This is a genomic window from Rhizobium sp. BK313 (genome assembly GCF_014193655.1).
Taxonomy (GTDB): domain Bacteria; phylum Pseudomonadota; class Alphaproteobacteria; order Rhizobiales; family Rhizobiaceae; genus Rhizobium.
In genome coordinates, this window is sequence record NZ_JACHZQ010000013.1 from 25,195 (window position 1) to 45,909 (window position 20,715).

Consider the following 20,715-nt stretch of genomic DNA (forward strand, 5'->3'; position numbering starts at 1 on the left):
CGGCCCGTAACCACGTGGCCGGCCCTGATCGATGCCCGCTGTAGTGCCTACTTTTTCGAGATGGTGACGAATTTTACGCCGCGGACGCGGACGGTGATCTCGCAAGGGTCCCCATCGGTGCGGTCGCAGAAGCGCGGATGCATCTTCATGACCAGCACCATGTTGCCGAAGCGCTGGATGAAATCGTAGCCGTAGATTTGTGCGGTGGCGACGAGAATATAGCCGCCCTCGGCGACATGGATATAGAAGTTATAGGGGCAGCCCTCGTCGGTGCAATCGGGCCCCTTTTCCCCTTTGCAGGTGATCTCGCCCTCGTTGATGACCATGTCGGTCAGCGTGTCGTTGTTGATGTCCCGTTCGGTGGCAAAACCGTCGCCGAAGCTTGCTTGGCCCTCGCAGCGTTTGGTGAAGTGTTCTTTCTCGAAGGCCACCGGATCTTGCACGAGCGATTGCTGCGCTTGTGCCACCACGGGCATGATTACGAGCGCGATGAGATTCAGGATCACGATCAGCAGGGATTTCACCGGGATTTCCTCTTGAAAGCGGAGGGGACGGGCGCAGGGGTTACCGTGACCGCTGCGACATCTTTATGCCTGCCTGCTTGCGCGGCCCTTGCCGCCGTGATTCACTCCGCCGAAAATCGCGCCGGCACTCTCTTGGAGCCTCGAATGTTGCTTCTTTCGTTTCTCGACTATGTCGGCGTCGCCCTCTTCGCCGCGACCGGCGCGCTGTCGGCTTCGCGCAAGCAGCTCGATCTGATCGGTTTTCTGTTTCTCGCGGCGGTCACCGGTATCGGCGGTGGTACGCTCAGGGATATCGTCCTCGGCCGCGTGCCTGTCTTCTGGGTTCTGAACCCCACCTATATCATAATCTGCGCCATTGCCGGCGTAGTGGTCTTCTTCACCGCCCACCTGTTCGAATCGCGCTATCGGCTATTGATCTGGCTCGATGCGGTCGGCTTGTCCGCCTATTGCGTCATGGGGGCGGCAAAGGGCATGGCGGCGACGGGCTCACCGACGGTTGCGATCGTCACCGGCGCGCTGACGGCGACCTTCGGCGGCATCCTGCGCGATCTTCTGGCAAACGAACCCTCGGTGCTGCTGCGACCGGAAATCTATGTGACCGCGGCGCTGATCGGGGCCGGTGTCTTCACCGCCGCCAACGCGACGATGCTGCCGCTCTACGCTTCCGCAGCACTCGGGGTTGCCGCAGCCTTCGCCGTGCGCGGCGGCGCGCTCTGGTTCGGCTGGACCTTCCCGACCTACCATCATAAGCCCGGCCGGCATCCCGACGATGTGATGTAAAGAGAGGCGACAGGAACTAGGCGGTGGGTAATGACAAACGGCCGGAAGACGATTCGACTGGCCTTGCTCTGACTGGCCTTACCGCTGCGTGCGGCGCAGGCGGATGACGACGTCGACATGGGCGATTTCCATGCCCTTCGGCGGCTCCGGCAGATTGCCGATCGTCAGATTGCTGATTGGGATGTCCAGCACTTCGTTCTGGCCTTCGATGAAGAAGTGGTGATGGTCGGACACGTTGGTGTCGAAATAGGTCTTGGTGCTTTCCACGGCAAGCACGCGGATCAGGCCGGCCTCGGTGAACTGATGCAGCGTGTTGTAGACGGTCGCGAGCGAAACCGGCACACCGGCCGCGACTGCCTCTTCATGCAGCTCCTCGACGGTTAGGTGGCGGTCGCCTTTAGCGAAGAGAAGGTCGCCGAGTGCGATGCGCTGCCGGGTCGGCCTCAGGCCTGCGCCACGCAGCCTGGTTTCGATCGCAATTTCGGCCTCTTCCGCCATTCAGGGAACTCCGGATTCCTGATCTCTGTAAATCTTAACTAAGCCATATAACTTTTGCATGGATTGCTTTCAATAGTTTCAATGGGGTGAGAAGGCAGCCAAAAGCCGTAAAAATAGGGTTCTTGGCGCATTTGCCTCTGGCAGCAGCCCTAGCCTTCCTGTATGCGACCACCACATAACAATGAAGTGTGTCCGATCGGACGGTGGAATGTGGCGTCATGCTTGCGCTTCATTTTCTGTTGATCTTGCACTAAAGCTTCACATCCAACGGCATCCTTGTGGGGGAAATGGAATTTTATGACGACCAGACAATCCAGCTTCAACTACGAGGAAATCCTGGCCTGCGGCCGCGGCGAACTGTTCGGCCCGGGCAACGCACAGCTTCCCCTGCCGCCGATGCTGATGGTCCATCGCATTACAGATATTTCCGAAACCGGTGGGGCCTTTGACAAGGGCTACATTCGTGCCGAATACGACGTGCGTCCCGACGACTGGTACTTCCCCTGCCATTTCGCCGGCAACCCGATCATGCCGGGTTGCCTCGGCCTGGATGGCATGTGGCAGCTGACCGGCTTCTTCCTTGGCTGGCTCGGCGAACCGGGCCGCGGCATGGCGCTTTCTACCGGCGAAGTGAAGTTCAAGGGCATGGTTCGTCCGGAAACAAAGCTCCTCGAATACGGCATCGACTTCAAACGCGTCATGCGCGGCCGCCTCGTTCTCGGCACTGCCGACGGCTGGCTGAAAGCCGACGGTGAGGTCATTTATCAGGCGACAGATCTGCGCGTTGGCCTGTCAAAAGACAAAGCTGCCTGAACCGCGGCGCTGTCGCCTCCACAAAGAGAGACGTTTTAGAAAAGGTCATCGACATGAGACGGGTAGTTGTTACGGGTCTGGGTATTGTCTCTTCGATAGGAAATGATGCTCAAGAGGTGACTGCCTCGCTACGCGAAGCCAAGTCCGGCATTTCTTTTTCCTCCGATTTCGCCGAACACGGCTTCAAATGCCAGGTCTGGGGTGCGCCGAAGATCGATACGACCGAACTGGTCGACCGCCGCGCCATGCGCTTCCTATCGCAGGGCGGCGCTTGGAACCATGTCGCCATGAAGCAGGCGATCGCCGACAGCGGTCTCGAAGAGAGCGACATCACCAATGAGCGCACCGGCATCATCATGGGCTCGGGCGGCCCGTCGACCCGCACGCTGATCGAAGCCGCCGACATCACCCGCAAGAACAACAGCCCGAAGCGCATCGGCCCCTTCGCCGTGCCGAAGTCGATGTCGTCGACGGCATCGGCGACGCTTGCCACGTGGTTCAAGATCCATGGCGTCAACTATTCCATCTCCTCGGCCTGCTCGACCTCGGCGCACTGCATCGGCAATGCCGCCGAGATGATCCAGTGGGGTAAGCAGGATGTGATGTTCGCCGGCGGCCACGAGGATCTCGACTGGACGATGTCGAACCTCTTCGACGCCATGGGCGCAATGTCCTCCAAGTTCAACGAAGATCACCCGGAAACCGCCTCGCGCGCCTATGATGCCAATCGCGACGGATTCGTCATCGCCGGCGGCGCGGGCGTACTGGTGCTCGAGGAGTTGGAACACGCCAAGGCGCGCGGCGCCAAGATCTATGCCGAAATCGTCGGCTACGGTGCCACTTCCGATGGCTATGACATGGTCGCTCCGTCCGGCGAGGGGGCTGTGCGCTGCATGCGCCAGGCACTCGCCACCGTGAAGGGCGACATCGACTACATCAATACCCATGGCACGTCGACGCCGGTCGGCGACAGCAAGGAAATCGGCGCCATCCGCGAGGCCTTCGGGGATAAGATCCCGCCGATCCAGTCGACCAAGTCGCTGACGGGCCATTCGCTCGGCGCAGCCGGCGTGCAGGAATCGATCTATTCGATCCTGATGATGCAAGAGCGCTTCATCGGCGAAAGCGCCCATATCACCGAACTCGACCCGGAATTCGAAGGCGTGCCGATCGTGCGCAAGCGCATCGACAATGCCAAGATCGACACGGCTCTTTCCAATTCCTTCGGCTTCGGTGGCACCAACGCCACGCTCGTATTCCAGCGCTATAACGGATAAGGCAATGACCGGAATCATGCAGGGTAAGCGCGGCCTCATCATGGGTGTCGCAAACAATCATTCCATTGCCTGGGGTATTGCGAAGGCGCTGGCGGCCGAGGGCGCCGAACTTGCCTTCACTTTCCAGGGCGAAGCCCTCGGCAAACGCGTCAAACCGCTTGCCGCCGAAGTCGGCTCCGATTTCCTTCTGCCCTGCGACGTCGAGGATATCGCCTCCGTCGACACCGTTATCGAAGAAATCAAGGCCCGCTGGGGCAAGTTGGACTTTCTCGTTCACGCCATCGGTTTTTCCGACAAGAACGAGCTGAAGGGCCTCTATGCCAACACCACGCGTGATAATTTCACCCGCACCATGGTGATTTCCTGCTTCTCCTTCACCGAGATCGCCAAGCGCGCGGCCGACCTGATGGTTGAAGGCGGCAGCATGCTGACGTTGACCTATAACGGCTCGACGCGCGTCATCCCGAACTACAATGTCATGGGCGTCGCCAAGGCGGCTCTGGAAGCTTCCGTGCGTTATCTCGCCGCTGACTACGGTCCGCGCGGCATCCGCGTCAACGCCATCTCCGCCGGCCCGATCCGCACGCTCGCCGGCGCAGGCATTTCCGACGCCCGCGCCATCCTCTCCTGGAACCAGCGCAATGCGCCGCTGCGCAAGACGGTCACCATCGACCAGGTCGGCTCCTCGTCGCTCTACCTCCTCTCCGGCCTCTCGGCCGGCGTCACCGGCGAAATCCACTATGTCGACGCCGGCTACAACATCACCTCGATGCCGACGCTGGAAGCGCTGACACAGGCCGACGTGGAGTAATGCGACAAATCAGATTCCGCTGTCTCGCCCCATGTCGGCGGGACGGTGGTGTCTGAAGCGGCTCTACCTTGAAATAGTGTTTAGTCTTTCCCGCAAACCGAATCCGGCTTCGGGGATCTTGAGCTATATCGGGAGGATTGTTTGCCTGATCACGCCTGCATCTTTTGCCGCATATCCGACCTGATCATCATTGCTGAAAATGAACTCGCTTTCGCGATCCGCGACAAATTTCCGGTTCGCCGGCTGCATACGCTGATTATTCCAAAGCGGCATGTCGCTGATATTTTCTCGACAGACAAAGCTGAGCGCGAAGCGATCCATCGGCTTGCCGTGGAGTGCCGTGAGGCTATTGGCAATGAGGACCCCACCGTTGCGGGCTTCAATTTCGGATCGAATATTGGCGCGGCGGCTGGTCAGAAGATTTTTCACGCCCATGTCCATTTGATCCCTCGCCGCCCGCACGAGGAGGAATTGAAGGCTGCTCGTCCAGATTGAGCGTGATTCCCAGTAACGAGTTGGTTGGTGTCGGATAATGACTTTTAAAAGCGGTGAACCTCTCGCATCCACCGAACGTCTCATCCTTCGCGGGTTCGTGCCGGAGGATTTCGAGGCCTACAGCGCCTATCGCTCCCTGCCTGTCGTCTATCGTTACCTCTATAGCGACCCTCCGTCTGCACAGGCGATGCGGGAGCGCTTCGAGACCGGCTTGAATACGCGTTTGTCGGAAGACGGCGATATTCTTCGCTGTGCCGTCGTTCGGCGCGAGGATGACGCCCTGCTTGGCCAGGTCAGCTTGAAGCTTACCGGCAAGGCCGCGCTTCAGGCGGAGCTTGGTTATATCTTCAATCCAGCCTATGCCGGCAATGGCTATGCGACCGAGGCGGCCCAAGCCATCATCACCCTCGGCTTCGACAAGTTCGCCTTTCATCGAATTTTCGCACGGCTGGATGCGAAAAATACCGGATCCATCGGCGTCGTCGAGCGGCTCGGTCTGCGCCGCGAGGCGCACCTGATCGAGAATGATCGCTTCAACGGCGCCTGGGGCGACGAATATATCTATGCCGTGCTGAGCCGCGAATGGACCTCAAGGGCCCCGACTCAGGCGCGTTAATCTCCATTCGATAAGATTTTACGAAAACTTTAGGTTAATTCTATCTTGCCGGGGATGGCCCGTTACGACCCGTCGGAATTCCGATACAAGGCACGCATTCAACAGTATTTCCTGCATGTCCATCGGCATTCACTAGCCATTTACGGGAACCCCAGCCGTGAACATCACAACTGTTGCCAGTTCCAAGCCGCTCGATCCATCGGATGAGACGACATCGCTCGAAGCCGCTGCCACCGCAAGGGCATTGGGGCCGGATATATTGCGTGCGCTTGCCATCCTGCTTGTCATGCTCGTGCATCTGCCGGCGGAAGCGACCCCGTTGCCCTTGGCCGGAATGCAGCCCTATGGCTGGCTCGGCGTCGACATATTCTTCGTGCTCAGCGGCTATCTCATCGGAACCCAGCTGATGGCGGAAGCCGCGCGCGGCAATGCCGTCGACTTCAAGGCCTTCTATCTGCGTCGGGCATTCCGCATCTTGCCGGCCTTTCTCCTCGTGCTTGCCCTCTACACATTCATTCCATCCTTGCGAGACGCCCCGACGATGCAATCGGCCTGGCGGTTCTTGACCTTCACGGTCAATTTCGGGCTCGATCCGCGCTCGGGCGGCACGTTCACCGAGGCCTGGTCGCTGAGCGTCGAGGAGCATTTCTATCTCGTCCTGCCCGTTCTCGTCGTCTTGCTGAGGCGGCGCGCGACGGTGGTCTTCCTCGCTTTTCTGGTCACCACAATCGTGCTTGCCGGCATGAGTCTGAGGTTTGCGGTCTGGCAGAGCCAGGTCGACCCGGCTACCGAAATGCAGCCCTACAGACAAGCGCTCGCCGTCTATCTCAGGGATGTCTATTATCCGACTTACAATCGACTGGATGGGCTGACCTTCGGCGTCGTTCTGGCAGGGATCCGGCTGTTCAAGCCGTTGCTATGGGAAAGATACATGCCGCCATACATGGCGCTCGGCATTGGCAGCATGTTCGTGGTAGCGGCGCTCGTGATCTTTTCCATCCGCGGACCGTTTGCCGAAACCAATTTGCCGCTGGTGTTTCAGCCTCTTCCAGGTGCGGTTGTCGGCTTTCCGCTTTTTTCGGCGGGTGTGGCGTTCATTCTCGGCGCACTGCTCGACCTGCAGCCCAGGATCGCGCGCTGGCATCTTCCGGCGATATCCGGCATCGCGATGCTCTCCTACAGCCTCTATCTGACCCACAAGGGCGTCTACCATCTCGACCGGATGGTGTTCGGCAAGGACAACCTTCAGGGCCTTTCAGGCTTCGTGATCTATTTTGCCACCTGCTTCATCGTGGCGGCGACGCTCTGGTTTCTCGTCGAAAGAAATTTCCTAACTTTGCGGGATCACCTGATGCCGCGCTCGCATCGAGCCGGCTAGCATATAAAAAGGCGGCCGATTGGCCGCCTTCGTCGCTCATTTCTTCGCCCACAGCACCTTGAACCGCGCATTGCGGCAGGTCTCGCCATGCTCGCGGAAGTTCTCCGCCAGCACCGGTTCGTAGGGCAGGCCGCGATTGGCGACCAGCATCAGGCGGCCGCCGCCGCGCAACGCCGAGGACGCCGTCTTGATCATTGCCTGGCCGAGCGACGGCTCGGCGGCATGGCCCTCATGGAAGGGTGGGTTCATGATGACCAGATCGTATTTGTCCTTCACCGGTTCGCCGGCCAGATCGTGCCAGAAGAAGCGCTGGGCGACCTTCGGGCAGTTTGCAAGGAGATTGGCCCTGGCAGCCTCCAACGCGTCGTAGTGGGCCTCGTAGAGGTCGATGCGCGCAATCCGTGGCGACTTGGTCGCCAGTTCTACTGAGAGATAGCCCCAGCCGGCGCCGAAATCGGCGGCGTCGCCGGAAAAATCGGTCGGCAGACGTGACGCGAGCAATTCGGAGCCGGCGTCGATGCGGTCGTGCGAGAACATGCCGGCAGCGGTGGCGAAGCGGCCATCGATGCGCGCAGCCGGCTTTACCAGCTGCGCCGCCGGCACGCTGATATCGGACGGGCGAGCGAACCAGAAGGCGACGCCGTGATATTTCGGCATGTATTCGACATCGAGACCGAAGCCTTCGATGCGCTTGCGCAGCGGCTGAATGCCGTCTTCCTTGCCACCGGCGACAACGATGAGGCCGCCCGCTTTCACGCGCGCCAGTGCCTCGGCGATCCGGGCTTCATTTTCGCCCTTGTGCTTGGTGCAGAGCACCAGCGCACCGTCATAGTCCTCGCCTTCGATCTCCGGCGTCACATTAACGCGCTGCGCCTGAAGCTGGCGATAGAAGGGCCTGAAGCCCTGGACGGCGGATAGCTCGGCGGCAAAGTCATCGGGCAGCGAAAATCCCGCTTCCGCGCCGAGAAACAGGATGCGCTCGCCTTCGCCGGGCGTGGCGACGGTGCCGGAGGCAAAGGGGTGGAACAGGGTCTTCAGGGCGTCGCGGCTCATCGTGTCATCTTCTCGTGCGGTCAGCGGATAGAAAAAGGGCGCGGAAACGAATTCCGCGCCCGGGAACCTGAGTGAAGGCGCGGCTTATTCGGCCGCGTCGTCCTTCTTCTTCTCGGCAACGATTTCCTGGCCGGTCGCCTGATCGACGACCTTCATGGACAGGCGAACCTTGCCGCGCTCGTCGAAGCCGAGCAGCTTGACCCAGACCTTGTCGCCTTCCTTGACGACGTCCTGGGTCTTCGCAACACGCTCGGAAGCAAGCTGCGAGATATGGACGAGGCCGTCGCGGGCGCCGAAGAAGTTGACGAAGGCGCCGAAATCGGCGGTCTTGACAACCGTGCCCTCATAAATCTGACCAACTTCCGGTTCGGCAACGATCGAGTGGATCCACTTGCGGGCCGCTTCGATCTCCTTGCCGGAGGACGAGGCGATCTTGACGGTGCCGTCATCTTCGATGTTGATCTTGGCGCCGGTCTTTTCGACGATTTCGCGAATGACCTTGCCGCCGGAGCCGATGACTTCGCGGATCTTGTCGACCGGGATGTTCATGACTTCGATCCGCGGAGCGAACTCGCCGAGCTGGCCGCGGCTTTCGGAGATGGCCTTGGCCATTTCGCCGAGGATGTGCAGACGGCCGCCCTTCGCCTGGTTCAGAGCGACATTCATGATCTCTTCGGTGATGCCTTCGATCTTGATGTCCATCTGCAGCGCGGTGATGCCGGCTTCGGTGCCCGCAACCTTGAAGTCCATGTCGCCGAGGTGATCTTCGTCACCCAGGATGTCGGAGAGAACGGCGAAACGCTCTTCTTCCTTGATCAGGCCCATGGCGATGCCGGCAACCGGCTTTGCCAAGGGAACGCCGGCATCCATCAGCGCCAGCGAAGTGCCGCAGACGGTGGCCATCGACGACGAGCCGTTGGACTCGGTGATTTCGGAGACGACGCGCAGCGTGTAGGGGAACTGCTCCGCCGTCGGCAGCATCGGATGGACAGCGCGCCAAGCGAGCTTACCGTGGCCGATTTCGCGGCGACCCGGGGAACCCATGCGGCCGGTTTCGCCAACCGAGTAGGGCGGGAAGTTGTAGTGCAGCATGAAGTTTTCTTTGTACATGCCGGTCAGGCTGTCGACATACTGCTCGTCTTCGCCGGTGCCGAGCGTGGCGACGACGATCGCCTGCGTTTCACCGCGGGTGAACAGAGCAGAGCCGTGCGTGCGTGGCAGCAGGCCGACTTCGGCGAGGATCGGGCGAACCGTCTGCAGGTCGCGGCCGTCGATGCGGCTGGAGGTGTCGAGGATGTTCCAGCGAACGATCTTCGCCTGCAGGTGCTTGAAGATAGCGCCGACTTCTTCGGCCGTGTACTTGGCTTCGCCTTCCTCGGGAAGGAAATGTGCCTTCACCTTGGCCTTGACGGCGTCGACGGCGGCGTAGCGATCAGCCTTCTGGGTGATCTTGTAGGCGGTACGCAGTTCGGCTTCGGCAAGGCCGAGCATCTCGGTTTCGAGCGCGGAATAATCTTCCGGCGAGAAATCGCGCGGTTCCTTGGCGGCGACTTCGGCGAGCTTGATGATCGCGTCGATGACCGGCTGGAAGCCGCGATGACCGAACATGACGGCGCCGAGCATGACGTCTTCGGCCAGTTCCTTGGCTTCGGACTCAACCATCAGAACGGCTTCCTGCGTGCCGGCAACAACGAGGTCGAGGCTCGATTCGTCCATCTCGTCGAGATGCGGGTTGAGGATATATTCGCCGTTAATGTAGCCGACGCGAGCGCCGCCGATCGGGCCCATGAACGGAACGCCCGAGAGCGTCAGCGCTGCCGAGGTGGCAACCATCGACAGGATGTCCGGATTGTTTTCGAGGTCATGCTGGATGACCGTGACGACGACCTGCGTGTCGTTCTTGTAGCCTTCCGGAAAGAGCGGGCGGATTGGGCGGTCGATCAGGCGGGAAACGAGGGTTTCGTTTTCGCTCGGACGTCCTTCGCGCTTGAAATAGCCGCCGGGGATTTTGCCGGCTGCGTAGGTCTTTTCCTGGTAGTTCACGGTGAGCGGGAAGAAGTCCTGACCCGGCTTCGGCGACTTGGCCGAAACGACGGTGGCGAGAACCACGGTCTCGCCGTAGGTCGCGACGACGGCGCCATCGGCCTGGCGGGCGATCTTGCCGGTCTCGAGCTTCAGCGGGCGGCCGGCCCACTCGATTTCGACGGTATGGATATCGAACATATCTTGTCCTTGCGTGGTGCGGGAAAAGGCGCCGTCGCCCATGGATCGGCAAAGCGCATCTTCAACCGCACGAAATGTGACGCATCACGGGCAAGACAACGAGAGGCTTTCAAGGATCGGCCGAAGCTCGAAGCTTCGGCTGAAAGCATCCGGCAATCCTGCCCCATGACAGGTCAACGGTTGTAATTGGCAGAACCGGCCCATCCGGCCTGCCGGCTGTCTCACATCGCGCAAACGGAAAGGCGCGACGGAAACAAGTTTGGTGGGTTTCAAACCCTTCATAAGCATCCGGCGGACGTTCACGCGAACGCCCGCCGGAAAATTCGATTAGCGACGGATACCGAGGCTGGAGATCAGCTTGGTATAACGGGCCTCGTCCTTCTTCTTGAGGTAATCAAGAAGCGAGCGCCGGCTGGAAACCATCGTCAGGAGGCCACGGCGGGAGTGATTGTCCTTCTTGTGGTCCTTGAAGTGGTCTGTGAGGTTGTTGATGCGCTCGGTCAGGATCGCAACCTGGACTTCCGGAGAACCGGTGTCGCCTTCGACGGTGGCGTATTCCTTGATCAGCGCAGCCTTGCGCTCAGCAGTAATCGACATCGGATGGTCCTTTCTATGAGAGGAAATAATGTCGCCAAACGCCGGGATGTCGTCCAGCATTGGCCGCGAATGCAATCGGGCAGGCCCGATGCTGGCGCTGCCTATAAACCAAATAAGCGGCAATGGAAAGAGGATTGTCCCCCGGGCGGTTTTCAGCGTCCCGCCATGGCATTCCGGATCATCGCATCGTAACCATCAGGATCCTGCAGCATGGCGAAATGGCTGACGTCCTTCAGGATGACGAGCTTCGCGCCCGGAATTTCCTTTGCCATCATCTGCGTATGGTCGAGCTTGATCGCCTCGTCATGGTCGCCGATGGCAAGCGTGACCGGCACCGTGATCTTTCCGAGGTCGGCTGCCGTCCATGTTGGTTGCGTGGCCCACATCTCCGAGATCTGTTTGACGAAAGCATCGTATTCATTCGGCGTCGGCGACAGTTTCTTGTAATAGTCGCCGGCGACATTGATGTAATTGCTGAAGGTCTTGTCGTTCATGACGTCAGGCTTCACGCCGTCGGTCGTGACATTTGCCGCCTGAGCAATCACCCGCGTCAGCTTGTCGGGATATTTCATCGCCATGTCGATGCCGATGATGCCGCCATCCGACCATCCGACCAGCGTTACCTTGCCGATTTTCAGATAGTCGAGAAGCGCGACATAATCCGAGGTCATCAGATCATAGCCGAGCGGCTGCTGGCTGCGCGGGGAGCGACCATGCCCGCGACTGTCGGCGACGATGACCAGATGATCCTTGGCGAAATCAGCGACCTGATGGCCCCAGACATCGGCATTTCCAAGCCCGCCATGGATGAAGAGGATCGGGGTACCCTCGCCATATTCGGCATAATACATCTTGATGTCGTTCACATCGGCCATGCCGCTCGCTTTCGGCTCCGGCATTGGAGGAAAAGCCGGAAGCTCGGCCCACCGCTCGGCGGAATGAGCGCTCGCAACTGTCAGGAACAACGAAAAGAACGTCAGTATTCCGATTGTAACTCTGCGCATATTCCCCCCTTCGACGGGCATTCATGGCCCGTCGGAAAGCATATCGCATCGCTGTTGTTCGCAATAGCCGGCGTTTCTGGCCGGCCGAATGGCGGTTAGCCGAAGACGCGCTTCGGCCGGAATTCGCCCTGGCCGATCTCGCCGATCGCGATCAGCTTGCCGCGGGCGGTTGCGTAGGCTTCGGTTTCTGCAACCGGCGCGTCGCGGCCGCGGACGAGAATCGGGTTACCCATTTTAAGGCGATGCGCCTGGTCGTCGTTAATGACGAGGTGGGGCAGCGCCGACAGCGCTTCCGCCGTGTCGATCAGCAGCGCGTCGAGAGCGGCGAGTCGCTCGTCCATGTCCTCGATCGCCTCAAGTGCGACGAGATCAGCCAACGGTACCATCGTGTCTTCGGCAAAGGGGGCGACGAAGCTGCGACGCAGGCCGGAAATGTGGCCGTAGCAGCCGAGATCGCGACCGAAATCGCGGGCGAGCGCCCGGACGTAGGTGCCCTTGCCGCATTCCACTTCGAAATGCGCCGTGTTGGCATCCGGGCAGGCGAGCAGCGTCAGGCGGAAAATCTCCACTTCGCGCGACGGGATTTCGACCGTTTCGCCATCGCGGGCAAGATCATAGGCACGTTCGCCGGCGATCTTGATTGCGGAAAACTGCGGCGGGATCTGATGAATCACGCCCGTATATTTTGGCAGCAGCGCCCGAATATCCTCTTCGCTCGGACGCTTGTCCGACGTCTCGGTCACCTCGCCTTCGAGGTCGTCTGTGGCGCGTTCCTCGCCCCAGGTGACGGTGAATTCATAGATCTTTCGGCCATCCATAACGTAGGGAACGGTCTTGGTGGCGTCGCCGAGCGCGATCGGCAGCATGCCGGAGGCAAGCGGATCGAGCGTGCCGGCATGGCCCGCCTTCTGCGCCTTGAACAGCCACTTGATCTTGGAAACGGCCTCTGTCGAGCCGAAGTCCACCGGCTTGTCGAGGATCAGCCAGCCGGAAATCGGGCGGCCTTTGGGCTTGCGTGGTTTGGACATTCTCTGTCTCTGTTATAGGTCTTTGTCGGTGTCGGTATCGCCGTCTTCGAGGTCGCGTTGGACCTCCGGCGAGCGCAGCAGCGCATCGATCTTCTGGTAGTTGTCGAAGCTGGTGTCGTCGCGGAAGCGGACCTCCGGCATGTATTTCATCTGCCGAAGCTGCGGCCCGAGACGGCCGCGGATGAATTTCGCATGGCGATTGAGTGTTTCGATGACGGTCTGATGGTCGGCGACGCCGAGCGGCGTCACGTAGGCGGTGGCGATCTTCAGATCCGGCGACATGCGCACTTCGGAAATGGAGATCACGGTGCGTTCGATCAGGTCGTCGCGCACTTCGCCGCGCTGCAGAACCTGCGTAATCGCGGCGCGCACCTGCTCGCCGACGCGAAGCATGCGCTGCGAAGGCGCGGAAGAAGTTGGTCTTGTTGCCATTTGTTTTGGTCCCAAAAGGTTCGGGCGCCGGACTGGATGTTCCGGCGCCCGTCCCAATGTTTCAATCTATCCTGCCTTACAGCGTGCGGGTGATGTGCTCGACGCGGAAGCATTCGATCGTATCGCCGATGCGGATGTCTTCGTAGTTTTCGAAAGCCATGCCGCATTCCTGGCCGACATTGACTTCGGAGACTTCGTCCTTGAAACGCTTGAGCGTCTTGAGCTTGCCTTCGTGGATGACGACGTTGTCGCGCACCAGACGGACACCGACGCCACGCTCGACCTTGCCTTCGGTGACACGGCAACCCGCGACCTTGCCGACCTTCGTGATGTTGAACACCTCGAGGATTTCGGCGTTGCCGAGGAAGGTTTCGCGCCGTTCCGGAGACAGGAGGCCCGACATCGCCGCCTTCACGTCATCAACGAGATCGTAGATGATGTTGTAGTAGCGGATTTCGATGCCTTCGCGCTCTGCGAACTGGCGTGCCTGGGCATTGGCGCGAACGTTGAAGCCGATGATGGCTGCGTTCGAGGCTTCGGCTAGCGAAACGTCTGACTCGGTGATACCGCCTGCGCCCGAATGGACGATGCGGGCACGGACTTCGTCGGTACCGAGCTTGTCGAGCGCGCCGGCAATGGCTTCGATCGAGCCTTGCACGTCGCCCTTGATCACTAGCGGGAATTCCTTCACGCCGACGCTCTGCAGCTGGGTCATCATCTGTTCAAGCGAACCGCGCTGGCCGGACTGGCGGGCAGCGGCCTTGTCGCGGGCCAGACGCTGACGATATTCGGAAATCTCGCGGGCGCGGCTTTCGCTTTCGACGACAGCGAACTTGTCGCCCGCCGCCGGCGTGCCCGATAGACCGAGAACCTCGACCGGCGTCGCCGGCGTCGCTTCCTTCACATGCTCGCCCTTGTCGTTGATCAGTGCGCGCACGCGGCCCCACTGGTCGCCGGCAACGACAATCTGACCCGGACGCAACGTGCCCTTCTGAACGAGGACGGTGGCGACGGAGCCACGGCCACGATCGAGCTGGGCTTCGATGACGGTACCTTCCGCCGTGCGGTTCGGATTGGCCTTGAGGTCAAGGATTTCCGACTGCAACAGGATGGCTTCGAGCAGCTTGTCGAGGTTGGTGCGGTTCTTCGCGGAAACTTCCACGTCGAGCACTTCACCACCCATGGATTCGACGAAGACTTCATGCTGCAACAGTTCCGTACGAACCTTCTGCGGATTGGCTTCATGCTTATCGATCTTGTTGATCGCAACGATGATCGGAACACCGGCCGCCTTGGCATGGTTGATCGATTCGATCGTCTGCGGCATCACGCTGTCGTCGGCCGCAACCACCAGGATGGCGATGTCGGTCGCTTGAGCACCGCGGGCACGCATCGCCGTGAAGGCGGCGTGGCCAGGCGTATCGATGAAGGTGATCTTCTGGCCGTTCTGCTCGACCTGATAGGCGCCGATATGCTGGGTGATGCCACCGGCTTCGCCAGCCACCACATTGGCGTGGCGGATAGCATCGAGCAGCGAGGTCTTGCCGTGGTCGACGTGACCCATGATGGTGACAACCGGCGGACGCGAAACCAGTTCGCCTTCCTCGTCGACAACGTTGAAGATGCCCTGTTCGATATCGGATTCCGAAACGCGCTTGACAGTATGGCCGAATTCGCCGGCGATGAGTTCGGCCAGATCGGCGTCGATGACGTCGCCCGGCTTCATCATCTGGCCTTCCTTCATCAGGAACTTGATGACGTCGACGGCGCGTTCGGACATGCGCTGCGACAGTTCCTGAATGGTGATGGTTTCGGGCAGCACGACTTCGCGCGAAATCTTCTCGCGCGTTTCCTGCATCTGGCTGCGACGGAATTTTTCCTGGCGACGGCGCATGGCCGAAAGCGAGCGGCCACGGGCGCTGCCGTCTTCCTCGACGTCGGCCGTCGTCACCGTAAGCTTGCCGCGGCGGCGTTCCTCGTCCGTCTTCGGACGGGTAACCGGCTTTGCGGGCTCGGGACGCACGACCTTGCCGCGTGCGGGGTTGCCGCGCGGTGGGCCACGATCGTCGTCTTCCTGATTGACCCGGCGGCGGTTGGCCGGTGTTTCGACAGCAGGAGCGCCGGGGCGCGCCGGTTGCGGCGCGGTATCCGGGCGACGAGCGACGACGGGAGCTGCGGCCGACTTCGGCGCCTCCACCTTGGCTTCGACGGCGGCGGCGGGCGCTTCGACCTTGGTCTCGACGACCTCGGCGGCACGGGCAGCCTCTTCCTCGGCGCGGCGGGCAGCTTCAGCCTGCTCGACGATGCGGCGAGCTTCTTCTTCCTGCTGGCGTCGAGCTTCTTCCTCGGCGCGGCGGACCGCATCGGCGGCGTCGCGGGCCTGGGCTTCGGCAAGCGCACGGCGGCGTGCATCCATTTCGCCGGCCGACAGATGGTTCAGGACCACCGGTCGCGACGAACGATCCTGCTGCGGGCGCTGCTGGTTGTTCTGGTTGGATTGCTGCGGCCGCTGCTGCTGACCACCTGGCTGATGAATGCGCGGAGCCGGCTGCGGCGGACGCGGCGGCTGCGGTGTCGGTTCGGCGACGCGCGTCACGGATGCCGTGGCGGCAGCAGTCGTCGTCGGGGTGATCATCGGCTTTTCGTCTTCAGGGCGTAGCGGGCGACGCTTGCGAGTCTCGACCACGACCGCCTTGGTGCGACCGCGGCCCATGTCCTGGCGCACGGTGCCCTGGTTCACGCCTGAGGGCTTCAGGGTGAGGGTCTTCTTACCCGAAACACTCAGCGTCTTGTCGTCTTTATTGTCGGTCATTCCGTTCCCGTTCCTTCGGACAGGGCTCGGAATCGTCCGTCAGACCCTGTCGTTCAATGCATGTACCTTAATGAGGCGTCCGGCATTGGCCGGTGACCGCGTCATTGTTTTCGCCGGCCAGCGCCGCCCGTTGCCCGGGACTGACCGCCGTTGCGGTACCGTTCGAGCAGGTTTGCGCGCTTCACTACACCCTCACCTGCCTGCCCTGCAAGCGCTGCGGCATGGATAAAAGCGTTCTGGCCCATCAGTTCTTCCATTTCCGCCTCCGTGAAGACACGGAATGACGGTATTTCCTTTTCAGTCTCCATCCCGAGATGCCAGGCCTTTCGCGCCTGGTCGATCTTGCGAACGCCGTCGGCGGCGGCATCCATCGCATGGAACACGGCAAGTGCCGAGCCGTTGCGAACGGCGCCATCGACCTTCGACGAGCCGCTGACGAACCGGCCCGCTTTGCGTGCCATGTGCATCATCCCGGCAAGTTGCGCCACAAGAAGGCGGTCGACGGTGGCGCCGAGATCGCCCGGTGCCGTCACCTCCGCCTTCAGGGCGCGGGAAAACAGTTTCTTCGCCACTGCCTTGTCCACCAGCGCCCGGTCGAGTTTGACCCAGCAGCCGCGTCCCGGCAGTTGCCGCTTCAGATCGGGAACCACAGTTCCGTCCGGAGCAGCGACGAAGCGGATCAACTCATCCGGCGATCCGCTTTCGCGTGTTACGATGCACATGCGGCCGTTCACGTCGTCACCCCCGAGATCATCGTCTTCAGGCGGTGCGTCCGGCCCCTCGGTGATCGTCATGCTTCTTGCTCGGCCTCATCCTCCGTGGCCTCTTCGGCCTCAGTGGCGAGATCGGCTTCGGTGATCCAGCCAGCCAGCAGGCGGGCCTGCACGACCATCTGCTCGGCCTCGACGCGCGACACTTCGAGCTTGGAGAACAGGCCTTCGAACTTCTTCGTTTCGCCGTTCTTGCGTTCAGTCCAGCCGACGAGATCGTCGGAGGCACAGCCGGCGAAGTCTTCGATCGTCTTGATGCCGTCCTCGCCGAGGGCGACCATCATCTGCGCGGTCATGCCGTTGATCTGGCGCAGCTCATCGGATACGCCGAGCGCCTTGCGCTTCTCGTCCATTTCGGCTTCCAGCCGCTCCAGATATTCGCGGGCGCGTTGCTGGATTTCCTCGGCGGTCTCTTCGTCGAAACCGTCGATGGAGGAGATTTCGTCGAGATCGACATAAGCCAGTTCCTCGACGGCAGCAAAGCCTTCAGAGGCCAGAACCTGGCCGACCATTTCGTCGACGTCAAGAGCGTCCATGAACAGGTTGGTGCGTTCGTTGAATTCCTTCTGACGGCGCTCGGATTCTTCCGCTTCCGTCATGATGTCGATGTCCCAGCCCGTCAACTGCGAGGCGAGGCGGACATTCTGGCCGCGGCGGCCGATGGCCAGCGACAACTGTTCGTCCGGAACCACGACTTCGATGCGCTCGGCATCCTCATCGAGAACGACCTTGGCGACTTCCGCCGGCTGCAGCGCGTTGACGACGAAGTTCGCCGGCTCGCTGGACCACGGAATGATGTCGATCTTTTCGCCCTGCAGTTCGCCGACGACGGCCTGGACGCGCGAACCGCGCATACCGACGCAAGCGCCGACCGGATCGATCGAGCTGTCGTTCGAAATGACGGCAATCTTTGCACGCGAGCCCGGATCGCGGGCGACCGACTTCACCTGGATGATGCCGTCGTAGATTTCCGGCACTTCCATGGTGAAGAGCTTGACCATGAACTGCGGATGCGTGCGCGACAGGAAAATCTGCGGGCCGCGCTGCTCACGGCGCACGTCGTAGACATAGGCACGAACGCGGTCACCATAGCGGAAGTTCTCGCGCGGGATCATTTCGTCGCGGCGGATAATGCCTTCGCCGCGGCCGAGGTCGACAATGACGTTGCCGTATTCGACGCGCTTGACAGTGCCGTTGACAATTTCACCGACGCGATCCTTGAATTCGTCGAACTGACGGTCGCGCTCGGCTTCACGCACTTTCTGCACGATGACCTGCTTGGCCGACTGGGCGGCGATGCGGCCGAAATCCATCGGCGGCAGCGGATCGGCGATGAAGTCGCCGAGAGCGGCATCCGGATTGCGGTCGCGGGCGAGTTCCAGCGGGATCTGCGTGGAATAGTCCTCGGCCTTTTCGACAACTTCGAGCAGGCGCTGCAGGCGGATTTCGCCGGTCTTCGGGTTGATGTCGGCGCGGATGTTCGACTCCGTGCCGTAACGCGAGCGCGCGGCTTTCTGGATCGCGTCCGCCATTGCGGCAAGCACGATCTCGCGGTCGATGACCTTTTCGCGCGCCACTGCATCTGCGATCTGCAGAAGTTCTAGCCGGTTCGCACTGACTGCCATTGTCTTTAGTCTCCGTCTTCCTGCCCTGGGTTCCCGTCCGTTGGGCGGTTCGTTGATCGGTTATTCTTCTTCTTCGCCCGCTTCGTTCTGGTTCGCAGCCTCGGCTTTCGCCAGCTTGTCGGCGCGCAGCGCATCGCGGATAAGATCATCCGTCAGGATCAGCTTGGCGTCGGCCAGCGTGCTGAACGGAATGGTCACCTTCGGCTCTTCGCCGTAAGCAACCTGGTCGCGCTCGATCGCAAAACCATCGGCGCTGACATCGGCGATCTTGCCGCGGAACCGCTTGCGGTTATCAACCAGGATCGACGTCTCGCACTTGATGAGATGGCCGATCCAGCGGCTGAAATCCGACTTGCGCACCATCGGGCGGTCGATGCCGGGCGAAGACACTTCCAGATGATACGCTTTATCGATCGGATCTTCCACATCCAGCACCGGCGAAATCGCCGTCGAGACCTCTTCGCAATCCTCGACGGTCATGGTGCCGTCGTTGCGCTCGGTCATGATCTGCAATGTCAGGCCGTTCTGATTGAGGAGGCGCGCACGCACTAGGCGGAAGCCCATGCCGATGAGCACGGGCTCGATGATGGCGGCGATGCGCTGGTCAAGGCCGGTTTCGACGATCAGCCGCGGTTCGTTGGCATTGTCTGCGTTTGTCTCTTCCGACAAGCATTCACTCCTGCATTGTCCATGCATTTGGAGATCGAGCTAATAAAAAAGAGCGGGTCCTTGCGGCCCACTCTTCATCACACGATCAAGAATTTGAATGCGGATATAAGCCCGTTCCCGTCAAATTGCAAGGTCTTCGCGCCGAAACCCTGCTGCGCCGCCTATTTCCGGAATTCTCTAGCAAATACCACTAAGTCTTCCAAGGCAGAGGCAATGTGTTGGTGGCTCATCATGGAAGTACTATACAACACCGAGGACGAACTGCGCATCCTCTAACATGCCTGCGAAACCAGTCGATCCCCCGGCTCGGATTGAATCGTGGCACCCCGCGTCCCATCCAGCTTTCCTGACCGCGCGCATTCCCTTACAATGCCTTCCCGATGCAGAGGATTTCACCATGAGCGAAGACGCCTTCAACATGTCGATCCGCAAGTTCCTGAAAGAAGTCGGCGTGACCTCACAGCGCAAGATCGAGGAGACGGTGCGCGATGGACAGATCCGAGGCAAAAAGCTGAAGGTCCGCATGACACTGACGGCGGAAGGCATCGGCCTCAACCACGTGGTCGACGGCGAAATCGAACTTCCGTAGGCGGGCGACGCGATCAAGCGGCTCTTCCGACGCGACCAAAGCACCACGACGGTGCTTACGTCAGCCGCTTTACAGCGCGCGTCTCACCGAACGCCTAAAGGTCGCCAAAGCACTCTGAATTGCTGCATGCCGTGGCACGTGGCCCAATAGATTTGGCAGAAAGCCGCACCTGTCCCGCGCCACGGCTTGGTTTCTTTGGCGCATCGGCACATGCCCGCCATCAATAGTAAGGCGAGACGCACGCCTGTCGTGGACCGTAATAGGGCTGGAACGTGTTGTCGTAGGCCCTGTAGGATCGATAGCGCGCATAGCACCAGCGCGTATGCGCAGTGCCACCATAGTACGTCGGGCGATAGTAGCGTGGCGCGTAATAGCGCGGAGCGTAATAGGCCGGGCCATAATAGGTCGGGCCGTAGTAGCCCGAATCGTAGTAGCCGGGGCCATAATATCTCGGCTGCGCCAGCAGCCCGCCGATTATCGCGCCTGCGGCGAGGCCGCCGAGCGCCCAACCCCAATCGTCACCACCATTGTTATAATAGTATCCGCCGCGATAGCCGCCACGGTAGCCAACCGGCTGCACATGAGGTGCCTCGACCTTCGGGGCGACAATGGTGGGAAACGCCACGGCCGGCGGGGCGCTCGTCAGCGCCGTCGCAAGCGACAAGGCAACGATTGCAAGCCTCTTCATTGGCTTCACCTTTCCGTCTACATCGCCCCGCAT

Annotated in this window: 21 protein-coding genes; 8 read left to right on the forward strand and 13 right to left on the reverse strand. The window is 60.8% G+C overall.

Annotated features, from left to right (window positions below; all coding sequences use genetic code 11):
* Nucleotides 1-47 precede the first annotated feature (47 nt).
* A complete protein-coding gene (locus tag FHT86_RS35840; protein WP_133704663.1) occupies nucleotides 48-524 on the reverse strand; it encodes a hypothetical protein in 477 nt (158 codons plus the stop codon).
* A gap of 144 nt (nucleotides 525-668) precedes the next feature.
* Here FHT86_RS35840 and FHT86_RS35845 point away from each other — a divergent pair, with 144 nt between their 5' ends.
* Nucleotides 669-1,304 (forward strand): trimeric intracellular cation channel family protein, encoded by a 636-nt coding sequence (locus FHT86_RS35845; protein WP_133704662.1) that lies wholly within the window; start codon nucleotides 669-671, stop codon nucleotides 1,302-1,304.
* Between the two features lie 78 nt (nucleotides 1,305-1,382).
* On the opposite strand, the gene irrA is transcribed toward FHT86_RS35845, so the two are convergent.
* A complete protein-coding gene (irrA, locus tag FHT86_RS35850) occupies nucleotides 1,383-1,802 on the reverse strand; it encodes an iron response transcriptional regulator IrrA (RefSeq protein ID WP_133704661.1) in 420 nt (139 codons plus the stop codon).
* A gap of 297 nt (nucleotides 1,803-2,099) precedes the next feature.
* Between irrA and fabA the strand changes: the two genes are divergently transcribed.
* From fabA to FHT86_RS35880, 6 genes are all read left to right on the forward strand, one after another.
* Nucleotides 2,100-2,615 (forward strand): 3-hydroxyacyl-[acyl-carrier-protein] dehydratase FabA, encoded by a 516-nt coding sequence (gene fabA / locus FHT86_RS35855; RefSeq protein ID WP_133704660.1) that lies wholly within the window; start codon nucleotides 2,100-2,102, stop codon nucleotides 2,613-2,615.
* A gap of 53 nt (nucleotides 2,616-2,668) precedes the next feature.
* Entirely contained in the window at nucleotides 2,669-3,892 is a 1,224-nt protein-coding gene (fabB, locus tag FHT86_RS35860; RefSeq protein ID WP_133704659.1) for a beta-ketoacyl-ACP synthase I, read from the forward strand.
* Between the two features lie 4 nt (nucleotides 3,893-3,896).
* Nucleotides 3,897-4,703, forward strand: coding sequence for an enoyl-ACP reductase FabI (gene fabI / locus FHT86_RS35865; RefSeq protein WP_133704658.1), 807 nt, complete (start codon nucleotides 3,897-3,899; stop codon nucleotides 4,701-4,703).
* Nucleotides 4,704-4,844: 141 nt separating this feature from the next.
* Nucleotides 4,845-5,198 (forward strand): HIT family protein, encoded by a 354-nt coding sequence (locus tag FHT86_RS35870; protein WP_133704657.1) that lies wholly within the window; start codon nucleotides 4,845-4,847, stop codon nucleotides 5,196-5,198.
* Between the two features lie 37 nt (nucleotides 5,199-5,235).
* Nucleotides 5,236-5,814, forward strand: a complete 579-nt coding sequence (locus FHT86_RS35875; RefSeq protein ID WP_133704656.1) for a GNAT family N-acetyltransferase — start codon at nucleotides 5,236-5,238, stop codon at nucleotides 5,812-5,814.
* Nucleotides 5,815-5,971: 157 nt separating this feature from the next.
* The gene (locus tag FHT86_RS35880) at nucleotides 5,972-7,192 is read left to right on the forward strand and encodes an acyltransferase family protein (protein ID WP_133704655.1); all 1,221 of its coding nucleotides are present in this window, start codon (nucleotides 5,972-5,974) and stop codon (nucleotides 7,190-7,192) included.
* A gap of 36 nt (nucleotides 7,193-7,228) precedes the next feature.
* Here FHT86_RS35880 and FHT86_RS35885 read toward each other — a convergent pair whose 3' ends face one another.
* The 10 genes from FHT86_RS35885 to rimP all read right to left on the reverse strand — a co-directional run bounded on the left by FHT86_RS35885 (nucleotide 7,229) and on the right by rimP (nucleotide 19,405).
* Nucleotides 7,229-8,245, reverse strand: coding sequence for a class I SAM-dependent methyltransferase (locus FHT86_RS35885; protein WP_133704654.1), 1,017 nt, complete (start codon nucleotides 8,243-8,245; stop codon nucleotides 7,229-7,231).
* An 84-nt stretch (nucleotides 8,246-8,329) separates the two neighbouring features.
* A complete protein-coding gene (pnp, locus tag FHT86_RS35890; protein ID WP_133704653.1) occupies nucleotides 8,330-10,468 on the reverse strand; it encodes a polyribonucleotide nucleotidyltransferase in 2,139 nt (712 codons plus the stop codon).
* 327 nt (nucleotides 10,469-10,795) lie between these two features.
* On the reverse strand, nucleotides 10,796-11,065 hold the full coding sequence (gene rpsO / locus FHT86_RS35895; protein WP_133704652.1) for a 30S ribosomal protein S15: 270 nt from the start codon (nucleotides 11,063-11,065) through the stop codon (nucleotides 10,796-10,798).
* Nucleotides 11,066-11,217: 152 nt separating this feature from the next.
* Entirely contained in the window at nucleotides 11,218-12,069 is an 852-nt protein-coding gene (locus FHT86_RS35900) for an alpha/beta fold hydrolase (RefSeq protein ID WP_133704651.1), read from the reverse strand.
* Between the two features lie 95 nt (nucleotides 12,070-12,164).
* Nucleotides 12,165-13,097 (reverse strand): tRNA pseudouridine(55) synthase TruB, encoded by a 933-nt coding sequence (truB, locus tag FHT86_RS35905; RefSeq protein WP_133704650.1) that lies wholly within the window; start codon nucleotides 13,095-13,097, stop codon nucleotides 12,165-12,167.
* A 12-nt stretch (nucleotides 13,098-13,109) separates the two neighbouring features.
* Entirely contained in the window at nucleotides 13,110-13,529 is a 420-nt protein-coding gene (gene rbfA / locus FHT86_RS35910) for a 30S ribosome-binding factor RbfA (RefSeq protein ID WP_133704649.1), read from the reverse strand.
* 76 nt (nucleotides 13,530-13,605) lie between these two features.
* Nucleotides 13,606-16,341: a translation initiation factor IF-2 gene (infB, locus tag FHT86_RS35915; protein WP_133704648.1), complete on the reverse strand. Its 2,736-nt coding sequence runs from the start codon at nucleotides 16,339-16,341 to the stop codon at nucleotides 13,606-13,608.
* A 101-nt stretch (nucleotides 16,342-16,442) separates the two neighbouring features.
* Nucleotides 16,443-17,135, reverse strand: coding sequence for an RNA-binding protein (locus FHT86_RS35920; protein ID WP_133704647.1), 693 nt, complete (start codon nucleotides 17,133-17,135; stop codon nucleotides 16,443-16,445).
* The gene (gene nusA / locus FHT86_RS35925) at nucleotides 17,132-18,736 is read right to left on the reverse strand and encodes a transcription termination factor NusA (RefSeq protein ID WP_133704646.1); all 1,605 of its coding nucleotides are present in this window, start codon (nucleotides 18,734-18,736) and stop codon (nucleotides 17,132-17,134) included. Before nusA ends, FHT86_RS35920 begins: the two co-directional genes overlap by 4 nt.
* A gap of 60 nt (nucleotides 18,737-18,796) precedes the next feature.
* Nucleotides 18,797-19,405 carry a ribosome maturation factor RimP gene (gene rimP, locus FHT86_RS35930; RefSeq protein WP_133704645.1) on the reverse strand — a complete coding sequence of 203 codons (609 nt, stop codon included), beginning with the start codon at nucleotides 19,403-19,405 and terminating at the stop codon, nucleotides 18,797-18,799.
* 397 nt (nucleotides 19,406-19,802) lie between these two features.
* On the opposite strand from rimP, the gene FHT86_RS35935 reads away from it, so the two are divergent.
* Complete coding sequence (locus FHT86_RS35935) at nucleotides 19,803-19,994, forward strand: DUF6494 family protein (RefSeq protein ID WP_133704644.1); 192 nt, start codon at nucleotides 19,803-19,805, stop codon at nucleotides 19,992-19,994.
* Nucleotides 19,995-20,214: 220 nt separating this feature from the next.
* Here FHT86_RS35935 and FHT86_RS35940 read toward each other — a convergent pair whose 3' ends face one another.
* Nucleotides 20,215-20,682, reverse strand: coding sequence for a BA14K family protein (locus tag FHT86_RS35940; RefSeq protein WP_133704643.1), 468 nt, complete (start codon nucleotides 20,680-20,682; stop codon nucleotides 20,215-20,217).
* Nucleotides 20,683-20,715: the final 33 nt, after the last annotated feature.